14 protein-coding genes are annotated in these 13,942 nt (G+C 41.5%); 4 read left to right on the forward strand and 10 right to left on the reverse strand.

The window, feature by feature from the left end:
• Nucleotides 1-36 precede the first annotated feature (36 nt).
• Complete coding sequence (slyD, locus tag G8D99_RS10415; protein ID WP_166325479.1) at nt 37-519, forward strand: peptidylprolyl isomerase; 483 nt, start codon at nt 37-39, stop codon at nt 517-519.
• A gap of 157 nt (nt 520-676) precedes the next feature.
• On the forward strand, nt 677-2,143 hold the full coding sequence (locus G8D99_RS10420; RefSeq protein ID WP_171522761.1) for a cryptochrome/photolyase family protein: 1,467 nt from the start codon (nt 677-679) through the stop codon (nt 2,141-2,143).
• A 32-nt stretch (nt 2,144-2,175) separates the two neighbouring features.
• On the opposite strand, the gene G8D99_RS10425 is transcribed toward G8D99_RS10420, so the two are convergent.
• From G8D99_RS10425 to yaaA, 3 genes are read right to left on the reverse strand one after another with little or no spacing between them, the layout of a single operon-like run.
• On the reverse strand, nt 2,176-2,748 hold the full coding sequence (locus G8D99_RS10425) for a hypothetical protein (protein ID WP_166325485.1): 573 nt from the start codon (nt 2,746-2,748) through the stop codon (nt 2,176-2,178).
• 43 nt (nt 2,749-2,791) lie between these two features.
• Nucleotides 2,792-4,120, reverse strand: a complete 1,329-nt coding sequence (locus tag G8D99_RS15595) for an HD domain-containing protein (protein WP_196782884.1) — start codon at nt 4,118-4,120, stop codon at nt 2,792-2,794.
• Nucleotides 4,121-4,154: 34 nt separating this feature from the next.
• Nucleotides 4,155-4,934 carry a peroxide stress protein YaaA gene (yaaA, locus tag G8D99_RS10435; protein WP_166325488.1) on the reverse strand — a complete coding sequence of 260 codons (780 nt, stop codon included), beginning with the start codon at nt 4,932-4,934 and terminating at the stop codon, nt 4,155-4,157.
• 125 nt (nt 4,935-5,059) lie between these two features.
• On the opposite strand from yaaA, the gene G8D99_RS10440 reads away from it, so the two are divergent.
• A complete protein-coding gene (locus G8D99_RS10440) occupies nt 5,060-5,689 on the forward strand; it encodes an alpha/beta hydrolase (protein ID WP_166325491.1) in 630 nt (209 codons plus the stop codon).
• Nucleotides 5,690-5,770: 81 nt separating this feature from the next.
• Here G8D99_RS10440 and G8D99_RS10445 read toward each other — a convergent pair whose 3' ends face one another.
• From G8D99_RS10445 to G8D99_RS10465, 5 genes are all read right to left on the reverse strand, one after another.
• Complete coding sequence (locus G8D99_RS10445) at nt 5,771-6,148, reverse strand: hypothetical protein (protein WP_166325494.1); 378 nt, start codon at nt 6,146-6,148, stop codon at nt 5,771-5,773.
• Between the two features lie 142 nt (nt 6,149-6,290).
• Nucleotides 6,291-8,543, reverse strand: coding sequence for a bifunctional prephenate dehydrogenase/3-phosphoshikimate 1-carboxyvinyltransferase (locus G8D99_RS10450; protein ID WP_166325497.1), 2,253 nt, complete (start codon nt 8,541-8,543; stop codon nt 6,291-6,293).
• Nucleotides 8,544-8,558: 15 nt separating this feature from the next.
• The gene (gene pheA, locus G8D99_RS10455) at nt 8,559-9,668 is read right to left on the reverse strand and encodes a prephenate dehydratase (protein WP_166325500.1); all 1,110 of its coding nucleotides are present in this window, start codon (nt 9,666-9,668) and stop codon (nt 8,559-8,561) included.
• A 219-nt stretch (nt 9,669-9,887) separates the two neighbouring features.
• Entirely contained in the window at nt 9,888-10,118 is a 231-nt protein-coding gene (locus G8D99_RS10460) for a hypothetical protein (protein WP_166325503.1), read from the reverse strand.
• Nucleotides 10,119-10,217: 99 nt separating this feature from the next.
• A complete protein-coding gene (locus tag G8D99_RS10465) occupies nt 10,218-11,360 on the reverse strand; it encodes an acyl-CoA dehydrogenase family protein (protein WP_166325506.1) in 1,143 nt (380 codons plus the stop codon).
• A gap of 194 nt (nt 11,361-11,554) precedes the next feature.
• Between G8D99_RS10465 and G8D99_RS10470 the strand changes: the two genes are divergently transcribed.
• On the forward strand, nt 11,555-12,553 hold the full coding sequence (locus G8D99_RS10470) for a glycosyl transferase family protein (RefSeq protein WP_166327702.1): 999 nt from the start codon (nt 11,555-11,557) through the stop codon (nt 12,551-12,553).
• A gap of 74 nt (nt 12,554-12,627) precedes the next feature.
• Here G8D99_RS10470 and G8D99_RS10475 read toward each other — a convergent pair whose 3' ends face one another.
• Nucleotides 12,628-12,894: a YeaC family protein gene (locus tag G8D99_RS10475; protein ID WP_166325509.1), complete on the reverse strand. Its 267-nt coding sequence runs from the start codon at nt 12,892-12,894 to the stop codon at nt 12,628-12,630.
• Between the two features lie 2 nt (nt 12,895-12,896).
• Nucleotides 12,897-13,802: an NAD(+) kinase gene (locus G8D99_RS10480; RefSeq protein WP_166325512.1), complete on the reverse strand. Its 906-nt coding sequence runs from the start codon at nt 13,800-13,802 to the stop codon at nt 12,897-12,899.
• Nucleotides 13,803-13,942 lie beyond the last annotated feature (140 nt).

Genomic DNA, 13,942 nt, shown 5'->3' on the forward strand with positions numbered 1-13,942 from the left:
TGATGTACCCTTAAAATATTTGAATGGATCATTAACATGACTGTTATTGCAAATGACCTTGTGGTTTTATTTAACTATAAATTGACTAATGCTGAGGGTGAAACTCTCGATCAATCTCAAGCTGAACCACTAGCATATTTGCACGGTGCGGGTAACATCATCCCAGGTCTTGAAAAAGCTTTAGAAGGTAAAGCTGTTGGTGATAAATTCACAGTAAACGTTCCTGCTGCTGAAGGTTATGGCGAATACAACGCTGAACTTGTTCAAGAAGTGCCTAAACAAATGTTCCAAGGCGTTGAAAACATTGAAGCAGGTATGCAGTTCCAAGCGCAAACTGATGATGGCGTTCAAATCGTAACTGTTAAATCAGTAGATGGCGACAATGTAATCGTTGATGCGAACTTCCCACTTGCTGGTCAAGACTTAACATTTGACGTTGAAATCGTTGAAATTCGTGAAGCATCTGCTGAAGAATTAGAACACGGTCACGTTCACGGTGTAGGTGGTCATCACCACTAAGATCTTTTGATCTTCACCCAAAAGGCAAAGTGAAAACTTTGCCTTTTTTATTGGCTGATTTTGGTTCAATTGAGCCGTATCATTACAGGGCTTACACAGTTTAAATCATTTATTTTTATATCATTGTATGTATATGCTTATCCTCAATCACAGATAGATGAATCTGCCCATGCAACTGATTTGGTTTAGACAAGATTTAAGAATACACGACCAAACCTCGCTTTGGCATGCCACCCAAGCCGGTCAAACTGTAGCGGTGGTGATGTTATCGCCCGGGCAATGGCTATTGCATGATGATGCACCCATCAAAATCGATTTTTATTTAAGACAATTACAACAACTTAAACAGCAACTTGATGCGCTTAATATTCCGCTGCTCATTGAAACTGTGCCCTTATGGAAAGATATTCCAGATTCGATGCTCAAGCTATGCCAACAGTTTAAGATTGAAAAATTGCATGCCAATATTGAAGCGGGCGTCAATGAACAACAACGAGATGCACAGGTTGCAGCGATTTTATATCAACATCAGATCGCCACTGAATTTTATCTCGATCGAACGCTGTTTCCTTTAGGCAATATTCGCAACCAATCCAATGCCCCCTATCAAGTGTTTGGTGCATTTAAGAAACGCTGTTATGAACATTTAAGTCTATCATTACCGAGTTGTCTGCCTGCCCCTGAAGCACAGCCTGCTATCAACACACTTGAGTTCAATATTTCTGAATTTTCGACTTCCATTCCCTGTGTACAGACGTTCTATCCTGATTTCACAGCTCCTGCATCGATGTGGACAGTGGGTGAAGCACACGCTTTTGCGCTACTGGATGAATTTTTAGATGAGCATGTCCGTCATTATCCGACTGAGCGTGACTATCCACATCTTCAAGGCACCAGTCAGCTTTCAGCCTATTTAAATATGGGTGTTTTATCGATTCGTCAATGTGTCAATGCCCTGTTTAGAGAACAACATGGACAGCTTGATTTTGAACATACAGGTCAACAGATCTGGCTGGATGAATTGTTGTGGCGCGAGTTTTATCAGCACATTTTGCATGACTTTCCTCGCGTATCCAAACATTTGCCCTTTCGCTTAAATACCCAAAAAGTGGCTTGGCGATCTTTAGCAGATCCCATTGTGGCAGATGACTTTCAAGCGTGGAAACAGGCTCAAACTGGCATTCCGATTGTGGATGCAGGCATGCGTCAAATGTTAGCCACCGGTTGGATGCATAATCGGGTACGCATGATCGTGGCGATGTTTTTGAGTAAAAATTTACTGATCGATTGGCGTTTGGGTGAACAGTGGTTTATGCAACATCTGATTGACGGTGACTTAGCTGCCAATAATGGTGGCTGGCAATGGTGTGCCTCGACCGGAACGGATTCTGTGCCCTATTTCCGCGTGTTTAATCCTGTTAGTCAGTCACAGAAATTTGATGCCAATGGTGACTATATTCGGACATGGGTGCCAGAACTGGCAGGTTTGGATGCAAAAAGTATTCATGCACCTTATGCAAAAAATCCTAATTTAAACTTGAATTATCCTAAGCCGGTTGTGGACTTAAAAATGAGTCGTATAAGGGCGATTGAGGCGTTTAAAAATGCTCAAGGCAAGATTTGAGAAATTGATCTTGATTATTCAACTGATGACTATCAGCATAAGCATTTGTCTTTAAAAGGTGCTGAACCACTTTTTTTTACTTTTTCTTTAGTAAGTAGAAGATCTTTAAGCAATATATAATAGGCTTCCGCGATATGTTTGATTACAGGATCAAATGAAAACCTTTCCTCTTCTATACAAGCCCGTAGATCAGGAGCTAATTCATTTAAATTAAATGAAGATTGCCTCAGTTTTAGCTGAATATGATCTACAAGCTCTTCAAAACATTCCTGATGATTTTGATTAAGAAAATATTCAATATAGTTCAATAGTGGAATCCTTAATTCTTCCCCATTGACGTCAATACGTTCTAACCAATTTAAGGTGACCTGAGACGTAAGTAACGATCTTTCAAATGTTTTTCTCTTTTGAAAATTGATGCACGAGCGAACAATTGCATAAAATGGTAAAAATAAAAAGCGTAATGCGATACTTATCACCATGCCGATACGTGGATCATTAAAAATAAAGAATGAGAGAACCAAAATTGTAAAATAAACAATGATTATCATTACATTTTTTACTTTAGACCATCGCTTAACCACAATTTTCGAATGACCTTGCATAGTTATTATCTCAATGTGTATTCGGTCTTTATACGTCTTTGAATTATGATTTTAACAGTATCAAGTCATATAAATGCTTATCTTCGAATGCAATCTCATGATCTAAAAGGCTATAAAATGTTTCTGAGATATTCTGCATAATCAATTGAATGTTTTCTGAATCAATCGATTGATCATTCAAAAGATCAGATAAAATCCTCGCTATTTGAGCTATATTAGGGCTTTGTTCAGAATAAGCCTCTCCAATCTTTTCCATTAAACTCGCATCTACCATATTTAGATCGAATTGTTTATTACCCATTTTTTGAGTAATTAAAATGGCAACCTCTCGCAATGAATCACAAGAAAATTTATCGATTAAATAGATAACATAAATCAGTAACGGCACTCTTAATGGTTCATAAGCTTTGACATGATTAAGAAGCGTATATGTGTGAACAAAAGCCTTTGACTTGCTGTGATCGAGTTGTAAAGTTATCTGTTTTGATTTCTTCTTAAAGTAAATATAACCTATCATAACGAGCAAAATGCAAACAAACAGAGCCATGAAACGATTCGAAATCAAATCAGTCATAGCTGCTAATACAATGCCTATAAGTAGATACAAGATCATTTCGTTCAAGCACTGGACAAATTCTGCTTTCAATAATTTCTTTCCGGCAATTTTCTTGTTAGCGCTCTGTGTTTTAAATTTTTCTAACGTTTGGATTGCAGGTAAATTTTCAATCTGAATATAAGCTGACAGATTTTTTCTTGCATTAAACTCGAATAAATCTTGAAAATACGCCGTTTGATATAAGGGCTGCATGTCAAAAAACTGCTTGAGCACAGCGCTTCGCTTATCCGCATAAACCTGCTTATCTACCCAAGCATACTCAGATTGAATCTGTTGTTGATACTGTAGAAAACGTAAACTCGAACTGCCTAAAATCGCTAAATCAATATCAAGCAAAGTATTTAGATCAGCATCTAAACTCGGTTGATGCTGTTGAGTCGCGATAATCCATTGATAGACTTTTTCAAGCTGACCCGGATGCAAAAAATCAGCACAATGCGCCATCATCACTTCAGCACTGCGCTGTTCATTGTCTGATGACTTCGGATCATAAATCACATCATGGAACCAAATTGCACTTTGTACTGCGATTGGATCACTCAGTTCATGCTCAACCTTATAAAATAAATCCAGACATTCAACGATATGTTGAACAGTGTGATATGCCCGTTGAGGCTCAGTATATGCCGTGAATAACACAGCATAAATGGTTTCACGCTGTTGATCAGTGAGTTCAACTAGATTGGAAAATGCCCACCAAAAGTCGTGGAAAGGCTCACTAAAAGCATGGATATCAGTTGTCGCTGAATCTTTCATTGAGCACCTCCATCAGCAAACTTCAATTCAATGACTAAGCTGCTTGCTCATCACGTTTAAACACCAACTCACCGTTCAATGAGCTTTCAGCATCAAAATAATAACCATCGCTATTAAATGATTTTAGATCTTCAGCACGTTCAAGCTTATGTTCAATGATGTAACGTGCCATGAGGCCACGGGCTTTTTTGGCATAAAAACTGATGACTTTATATTTGCCATTCTTTTGATCCAGAAACACAGGTTTGATAATTTCGGCTTTGAGTTTCTTTTCATTCACCGATTTATAGTATTCGTCAGAGGCAAGATTGACCAGTAGTCTAGATTCAGTTTCAGCCAAATCTGCATTGATCAGATTAGTAATGTTCTCTCCCCAAAAGGCGTATAAATTCGCCCCTACTGGATTCGCCAGTTTTGTGCCCATCTCCAAGCGATATGGCATCATCAAGTCCAAAGGACGTAATAGACCATAAAGACCCGACAACATACGCACATGTTGTTGTGCAAATTGAAGCTCATCATCCGCCAAAGCATACGCATCTAAGCCGGTATAGACATCACCTTTAAATGCAAATAACGCCTGACGTGCATTGGAAAAATTAAAATCCGCTTGCCAATCATTGAATCGTGCCACATTCAGCTGTGCAATCTTTTCACTAACGCTCATCAGTTGAGCAATTTCAGAGACTGACAGTTTTTTGGCAACGTCAATTAGTTGTTGCGATTGTTGCAATAATCGAGGAAAAGTGTGGCGATCTGTCGGAAGGGGGGATTCATAATCCAACGTCTTGGCTGGTGAAATTAACGCGAGCATAAAAACCTGATCAAAAAACAATGAATTAAACTATAACAGCGAGCTTATTTTATTACCAATTGTGTTTTTTTATCGTATTGATTGTAAAATACTCAATCTTTCCCTGCATCATCATCGGTATTGTTATGTCTGAACAGTTGTTCATTCAAGGGCCTGTTGGCAAAATTGAAGTTTTTGTTGACTACCCTCAGGGCGAAGTGAAAGGATTTGCTGTCGTTTGTCACCCTCATCCCTTACAAGGTGGCACCCCCCAACATAAGGTTCCCGCACTTCTTGCTCAGATCTTAACTGAAGAAGGTTGCATCGTTTATCGTCCAAGTTTCCGTGGCTCAGGCCAAAGTGAAGGCATTCATGATGAAGGCTTTGGGGAAACGGATGATATTTTAGAAGTGATTCGTCAAGTGCGTATGACGCATGTCGGTCTGCCTTTTTATGCAGGTGGTTTTAGCTTTGGCGCACATGTCATGGCAAAAAGCTATCATGCTTTACCCGATGAACTCAAACCCAAACAATTGGTGCTTTTTGGTTTACCGACGGCTACGGTTCAGGGCTTACGTCATTACGTTACCCCTGCCATTAAAGGCGACATCTTGTTTATTCATGGTGAAGCGGATGATGTTACTTTACTGTCAGATTTGATTGAATGGGCAAAGCCGCAGCGCCATATTTTGACAGTATTGCCGGGTGCCAATCATTTCTTTACCGGATATTTAAAGCATTTAAAAATTGCACTACATCGTTTCTTGGTGATCTAGTTCAAAGCTTTCGTTACCTAAACGTAATAAAAAAAAACAGCCCGATGTGGCTGTTTTTTTATTGATCACTTCAATATCAATTTAGCCTTTCCAGCTAAATTCACTAAAATGCGCATCTTGCTTTAAGGTGTCTTCAACAGCCTGTGCCAATTGTTTAATCACACTTTGGGTTTCAATTTTTTCAAACCAATCTTGTTCTTCATTGGCATGTGCGCTAATTTCACAGACCAACACGCCATCTTTATTTTTGAGGCTACAGTTCACACCCAGCTCAATCGGATTATCTTCAACCTGTATCGCCAATTGCTCATTGGCTGACTGCACATTCCCCATTTTAAAGCCATGTTCAACTAACTTTTTAGACAGCAGTTCCGTCACATAGCCTTGCGTTACATGGCACACATTCTCCTGTGAATGATCATGCTCACGACAGTCTGCGGTAAATTGTAATTTTCTCATTGCATCTTTCCCAAGGCTTTTTATTCTCTCGCTTGAGCATAAGCAATAAATACAAAACAGCCAAGCATTTCGCTTGGCTGAATCGTTGAAATTTTGACTATTTTTGTGACTGTATTCAATTAACAATCAATAACAAGCCAATTTAATCCAATTCAGAAACCTGAATCTTTAAACCCGCTTGCTCAGTCAGTGCTGTAAATGTTGGGAAACTGGTGGCAACGGTTTCAGTCCCTACAATTTTAATCTCGCCTGAAGTACGTAAGCCTGCCATCGCAAAACTCATGGCAATACGATGGTCATGATGTGATTCGATCTCACCGCCATTAAAGATGGGTGACCAATCGCCTGATTTGCCTTTACCTTGAATGATGATGCCATCTTCAGTCGGTGTACAGTCAATCCCCATGGTTTTTAAACCATCTGCCATGACTTGAATACGATCAGATTCTTTGACACGAAGCTCAGCAGCACCGGTTAAAATGGTTTGACCTTCGGCACATGCAGCTGCAATGAACAATGCTGGGAATTCATCAATCGCCAAGGGCACTTGATCTTCAGGCATATGAATGCCTTTTAAGGTACGTGAGCCTTTAATGCGAATATCTGCAATCGGTTCACCACCAGCAATGCGTTCATTTTCAACCGTTAAGTCTGCACCCATTTGCTTTAAGATTTCAATCACACCAGTACGGGTTGGATTAATTCCGACTGCTTCAAGGGTGACATCAGAACCTTCCGTAATCGCAGCACCGACCATAAAGAACGCAGCCGATGAAATATCGGAAGGGACTTGGATGTTGGTGCCGACCAACTTACCACCACCTTGCAGTGAAATACGATTGCCTTCGGTTTTGACTTCATAGCCAAAGGCACGCAACATGCGTTCAGAGTGGTCACGGGTCGGTTCAGGTTCAGTGACTGAGGTTTCACCCTCCGCCCACAAACCTGCCAATAAAATGCCTGATTTCACTTGTGCAGAAGCCATCGGTAAATCGTAGTGAATGCCTTTTAAAGCTTGATTCCCTGAAATCGACACAGGCGGTGTACCGCGTTCACCTGTAGTCTGAATCTGCGCACCCATTTGACGTAGTGGTTTGGCAATACGTTCCATTGGACGTTTCGACAGTGAAGCATCACCAGTCATCACAGAATCAAATTGCTGTGCAGACAGCATGCCTGAAAGCAGGCGCATTGATGTGCCGGAGTTGCCCATATACAACTCACCTTTCGGTGCTTTTAAGCCATGCATCCCCACGCCGTGAATGGTGACTTCGCCATCTTTCGGTCCTTCAATATTTACCCCCATGGCACGGAAAGCTTGCAGGGTTGCCAATGCATCTTCACCTTCCAAGAAACCGGTGACATGCGTGGTACCTTCTGCAATCGCGCCAAACATGATCGAGCGATGTGACACAGATTTGTCGCCCGGTACGGTAAATGTCCCTTTGAAAGTATGTGCACCCGGCAAAATCGTAAATTGTTGTGTCACTTTATTGTTCTCCATCAAGGGCTTCTTAGCGAGCATATGATTGAAATGCTGACGTGCGGCTTGCGCATGCCCAAGCAATCCCATCAATGCATGTGAATCTTCATTTTCAATCAGGTTTTTTAAAGTCGCCAGTTGTGCTTCAAAGCCATCAACTGCATTTAAAATGGCTTTCTTATTGGCAAAGAATATGTCATGCCACATTTGTGGATCACTGGCTGCAATCCGTGAGAAATCTCGGAAGCCGCCTGCGGCATAACGGAAAATGTCGAGGTTGTCTTCACGATTGGCCAGTTGTTCAACTAAGTTGAATGCCATCAAATGCGGTAAATGACTGGTATGCGCCAACACTTCATCGTGCTTTTCCACATCCATGCAAATCACTTCGGCTTTGGCATATTCCCATAAGCGAATCAGCTTTTGTACCGCCCAATCTGCACTACTCGGCAGTGGCGTCAAAATCACTTTGTGATTGGCAAATAAGTCGACTTTGCCTGCGTGCACACCCGTGTGTTCTGCCCCTGCAATCGGATGTCCGGGGACAAAACCTTCAGGTAAACGCGCACCAAACACGGCTTTGGCGGCATCCACCACATTGCCTTTGGTACTTCCGACATCAGTGATGATGGTTTTTTCAGACAAATGTGGCTTGATGACGTCTAAGATATGTTGTGTGGCACGTACCGGTAGTGCCAGCACCACCAAATCCGCTTCTTGAACAGCATCAATGGGGTCATGAAAGCCCGCACTAATCAGCCCCAAGCTAAGCGCATCATCCAAAGTCTTTTGCGAACGCGTTGAAGCCACGACTGTTTTCGCCAGTCCTTCAGCAGCAATCACACGGGCTAGACTTGAACCAATCAGCCCAAGTCCAATAAACGCCACTTTTTGAAATAAAGGTTGAGTCATGTTTCAGATCAAACCTTAAAGTACAGCGACAGGGTAAGAACCCAAAACACGAACTTCTTTCACCAGTGGACGGATTTCTTCAATCGCTGCTTTGACATTGTCTTGTGCCACATGGCCTTCTAAATCAATAAAGAACACATAGGCCCATTTTTCAGGTAAGGCAGGACGGGTTTCAATACTGGTTAAGCTGATGTTATGTTTGGCAAACGGTGCCAAAATTTCAAGCAATGCCCCGGCACGATCATGTGCAGAAATCAATAATGAGGTTTTATCATTACCACTTTCAGGCACTTTTTCACGACCAATCACCAAGAAACGGGTGGTATTTTCAGGATTATCTTCGATGTTGCCATGTAAAATTTCTAGGTCGTACAAGCTTGCCGCGGTTTCAGAAGCAATGGCTGCTGAGTGCCATTCGTTACGAATACGGCGTGCAGCTTCTGCATTTGAACTCATGGCTACACGTTCAACCCCCGGATAATGGGCATCAAGCCAACCCCGGCACTGCGCCAAAGTTTGCTGATGTGCATAAATCTGTTTAATGCTGTCTTTACGTGTATTTGAAGAGATTAAGAATTGGTGATGAATACGCAATTCCACTTCACCAATCACATTTAAATGCGAGGTTTTAAAACAGTCTAAAGTATGGTTCACCACCCCTTCAGATGAGTTTTCAACCGGCACTAAACCATAGTGTGCAGAACCTGCTTCCACTTCACGGAACACTTCATCAATGGTTGGCAGTGGACGAATCACCGCATCTTGACCAAAATGTTTCAGTACCGCTGAATGGGTATACGTTCCCACAGGGCCCAAAAATGCAATGCTTTGTGGGGCTTCTAAGGCCAAACATGCCGACATAATTTCACGGAACAAACGTGCCATGGTGGTGTCAGACAATGGACCTTCATTACGCTCCATAACATTACGTAAAACTTGTGCTTCACGCTCAGGACGATAAAACAGTGGATTTTCTTCAGAGGCAAATTTGGCTTTTGCAACAGCTTCAGCCAAACGTGCACGACGATTGATGAGTTGTTGTAATTGTTGGTCGACAGAGTCAATATCTTGACGGATTTGCGCTAAATCTAAAGAATTCGTAGTGTTTTGATCATCGTTGATCATTGTTATTTCGCCCTGCAAAAAAGGATGTGAACAGTATAACAATAGTTAGCTTTGAAATGTTAAGCAACAAGACTTTGTGGGAGAGCGTGTTAAAAATATACAGTTGATTTATTCATCAATTTTTTTAATGAGACAGCAATCTTAAAGTTTGCTTTTATATTTTTTTGATACTTCATTTGGTCTGATTTTTTACACACTCAAGATTTATTCTAGAACTCATTAGAACCGTAGTTCAGGCTTAAAAAGACCAACAACAAACCAAAGACTAGAAAAAATCCAGATGATTAAAATATAGAGTCGAATTTGCTCAGCATTCCAATCCCAAGTGATCCAACCTAAAGTCAATGCAGATTTTAATCCCACTAACCACTTTGCCCCACCCCAAGATAAAATCCATTTATACAATAAGGACTGTACAGCATACTGAATAATCCATGCAATTAGACTCAAGAGATCACCATTTGCTTCTGAATCAACATCATTTGAGATTCCCCTCATCAAATACGATTCTAACGATCGATTTAATGAGGAGAGTCTGCATATGAGACACTAGCGCCCTAAAATGCCACGCGCCACAATCTCTTTCATGATTTCATTGGTGCCACCGTAAATACGTTGAATACGCGCATCCACAAAGAAGCGTGAAATTGGATACTCCGTCATATAGCCATAGCCACCGAACAACTGAAGCAAGTTATCTGCAATTTTCATTTGCATATCGGTACTAAATGACTTTAATGCGGCTGCCGTTTCTACATCCAATTTGCCTTCTTTATAGAGTGCTAAATTTTGATTGTAAAACGCAGCGGTTGCCAATTCATCAATTTTAGCCTGTGCCAAAACAAAGCGGGTGTTTTGGAAACTTCCCACCGCTTGCCCAAAAGCTTGACGCTCTTTGACGTATTGCGTTGCAAGGTCGATACAGCCACGAATTGCACCCAATGCCGTTGCTGCAATTGAAGTCCGTTCACGGGGTAATTCTTGCATCATATAAGCAAAGCCTTGCCCAGCTTGTCCCAAGAGTTGATTGGCAGGCACTTTGACATTGTCAAAAAACAACTCTGAGGTGTCTTGTGAATGCAGACCAATTTTTTCTAAATTGGTGCCTTTTTTAAAGCCATCTAAGTGGGTATCCACCAAAAGCAGTGACACCCCTTTGGCACGGGCTTGTGGATCTGTTTTAACAGCAAGTACCACCAAATCGGCATGCTGACCATTTGAAATAAAGGTTTTTGAACCATTGAGTAGATAATGATCGCCTTGCAAAATGGCACTGGTCCGTATGGCTTGTAAGTCAGAGCCAGCCCCTGGTTCAGTCATCCCAATGGCACCGACCACCTCTCCCGATACCATTTTCGGCAACCAATATTGTTTTTGTTCTTCATTGGCAATATTTAAAATATAAGGTGCCGCAATTTCAGAATGACATGATATGCCTGTAGATAATGCAGCGAAGCCTGCACGTGATGATTCTTCAACCAACATCAGTGAATACTCAGTCGGCACACCATACCCACCGTACGCCTCAGGAACATCAACACATAGGTAGCCGTTTTCACCCAATAAGTGCCATATTGAACGTGGCATTATGCCATCGCGTTCCCATTGCTCGTAATACGGCGCGACATGTTCATTCATAAAGCGTTTGAAATTATCACGAAAGAGTTCTAGATCTGCATCATAGGCAAGCATTAATTCTATTCCTTGTACTTATTGGGTTCATTCTATTGCTCATAAATCCTAATCATTTTGCAAGCGATTGTCATGTTCATTTTATATCCGCCTCAGTTATCAAAATGGTCAATGTAAGACGGTATAAAATTTAATTTGCAGCTTTTTGTGGCATATTAAACAGTCATTGACCGTTACTCATGTATACATCGCTTATGAACACCAAACGTAATATCTATAAAGACGCCGAACATCCTTTTGCGCAATTTGTGCGGATCATTGGCAAAGGGAAAAATGGCGCACGTTCACTCACTTATGATGAAGCCTATCAAGCCTTTGGTATGATTTTGAACAATGAGGTCTTGGATGTGCAATTGGGCGCTTTTTTGATGTTGCTTCGGGTCAAAGAAGAGTCAGTGGATGAATTGACCGGTTTTGTACAAGCCACCAAAGATCAACTGCAGTTTAAGCCGCTTGATGTCGATTTAGATTGGTCCTCTTATGCCGGCAAACGCAAACATTATCCGTGGTTTATTTTGGCAGCCCTGACTTTAGCAAAAAATGGCTATAAGATCGTGATGCACGGCGCTGCAGGGCATACGATTAATCGGGTTTATACCGAGCAAGTTTTAGAATATCTTGGCTATCCAATCTGTCAAAGTGATGTTGAGGTTGAACAGCAATTGGCTGAGCGAAACTTTGCTTATTTGCCGCTTGACGTCATTTCACCAATTTTAAGTGACTTAATTTCCCTTCGAAACGTGATGGGCTTACGTTCCCCAATTCATACCCTCGCCCGTTTGATTAACCCCTTTAATGCCAAGGCAACTTTACAGTCGATTTTCCATCCGGCTTATCGTGGCTCACATCAACGCGCGGCATATCAACTCGGCTATAAAAACAGTGCAGTGATTAAAGGTGAAGGCGGTGAATTTGAACGTAATCCGGATGCCAAAACTCTGATTTGCGGGATTCAAAATGGCGAATTGTACGAACATGAATTGCCAAAAATCACGCCTGATCGTAGTGCGATTGAGGAAGAACTGGATTTAGCCCAATTTAAAGCAGCATGGCTGGGTCAACAGTCACATGAATATGGTGAATTGGCGGTGACTGAAACTATGGGTATTGCGCTTTACACGATGGGAGTCTGCCCAAGTTATGAAGAAGCGATGTCCAAAGCCAAACAACTATGGCAAGATCGTAACGCTTAGCTATTTTACATAGCTGAAATTTACACAGATCAAAAAAAAGACACCCTTGGGTGTCTTTTTGATTTAACTTAATCTTAAACAAATTTAATCGGTTGAAATTCTGGCTCAGGCACATGCGAATCACATTGATCGTCTTCTTCTTTATGCCCTTTATCGATATAACCTGAACGCTCAGTTTCCGGTAAATTTTCAGCTTCCCATGCAATCACAGCTTGCATACTGATTTGACGTTGTTCTTTGGTTAAAGCCACACCATTCGGCCATTTACCAATTTCAACGGCTGTTCTTAAACGATCAACGATATCGGCATTCAATACCGAAAGCATTTGTTCAATATTCATAATCAATCCTGCTGCTGAAATGAGTCAAAATCTTGGTTCCAACCCAGTTTTGTACGACAAGCCATATAGAAGTCATACCCAGGCGGATGAAGGAGTGCCAATTTAAACGGATGTTTACGTATATGTAAACTGTCCCCAACATTGAGTGAAATACTGTGTTGCCCGTCTGCACTGACCATTGGCATGACACGATTTTCACGAATCTGAATTTTAATTTCACTGTTGCCCCCGACCACAATCGGACGAGAAGACAAGGTATGCGGATGCATCGGCACCAATGCAATCGCATCCATACTAGGATGTAAAATCGGACCACCACCCGATAAAGCATAGGCGGTTGAACCCGTCGGGGTCGATACAATCAAACCATCACTATGTTGGCGGTACACATATTGACCATCGATGTTCAGTTCAAAATCAATCATATGAACCGATTTACCTGAATGCAGCACAATATCATTCAGTGCAATGGCATCATAAATCACTTGATTGTTATTACGCACTTCAAGTTCAAGTAAAAAACGACGATCGAGCTGAAATTCACCTTGCAACACTTGATCGAGTTTACTCAGCACTTCCGCCGGATTAATGTCCGTTAGAAAGCCCAAACGTCCTCGGTTAACCCCAAGTACAGGAATATTGTATTTCACCAACGAGCGTGCGGCTTGTAACAGTGAGCCATCACCACCGACCACAATCACCATATCCGCCACTTCACCAAGCAAAGCACGGGTCACCGTTTGCACATTGTCATACGGCACCAATTTGGCAGTTTCATTATCAAAAATAGGATGTAAGCCGAGGCTGATCAAATGATCATAGATCAGGCTTAAGGTTTCACCGACCGAGTTTTTCCCAGGTCGCCCAATGAGTCCAATATTACGAAAAGTCTTGGCTAATAGATGCACGAATGCGATGGCTCCAATGTGATTAGCGATATCATAGCACTAACATTATACGACAAATATATGTCATGTCGGTGTCAAGTGCTTGAGATATGTAATGGAATAGGGCTTTAAAGCGATACATTTTCAACAATTTCAGGACT

Origin of the sequence: Acinetobacter lanii, assembly GCF_011578285.1 — a bacterium.
GTDB classification, from domain to species: Bacteria; Pseudomonadota; Gammaproteobacteria; order Pseudomonadales; family Moraxellaceae; genus Acinetobacter; species Acinetobacter lanii.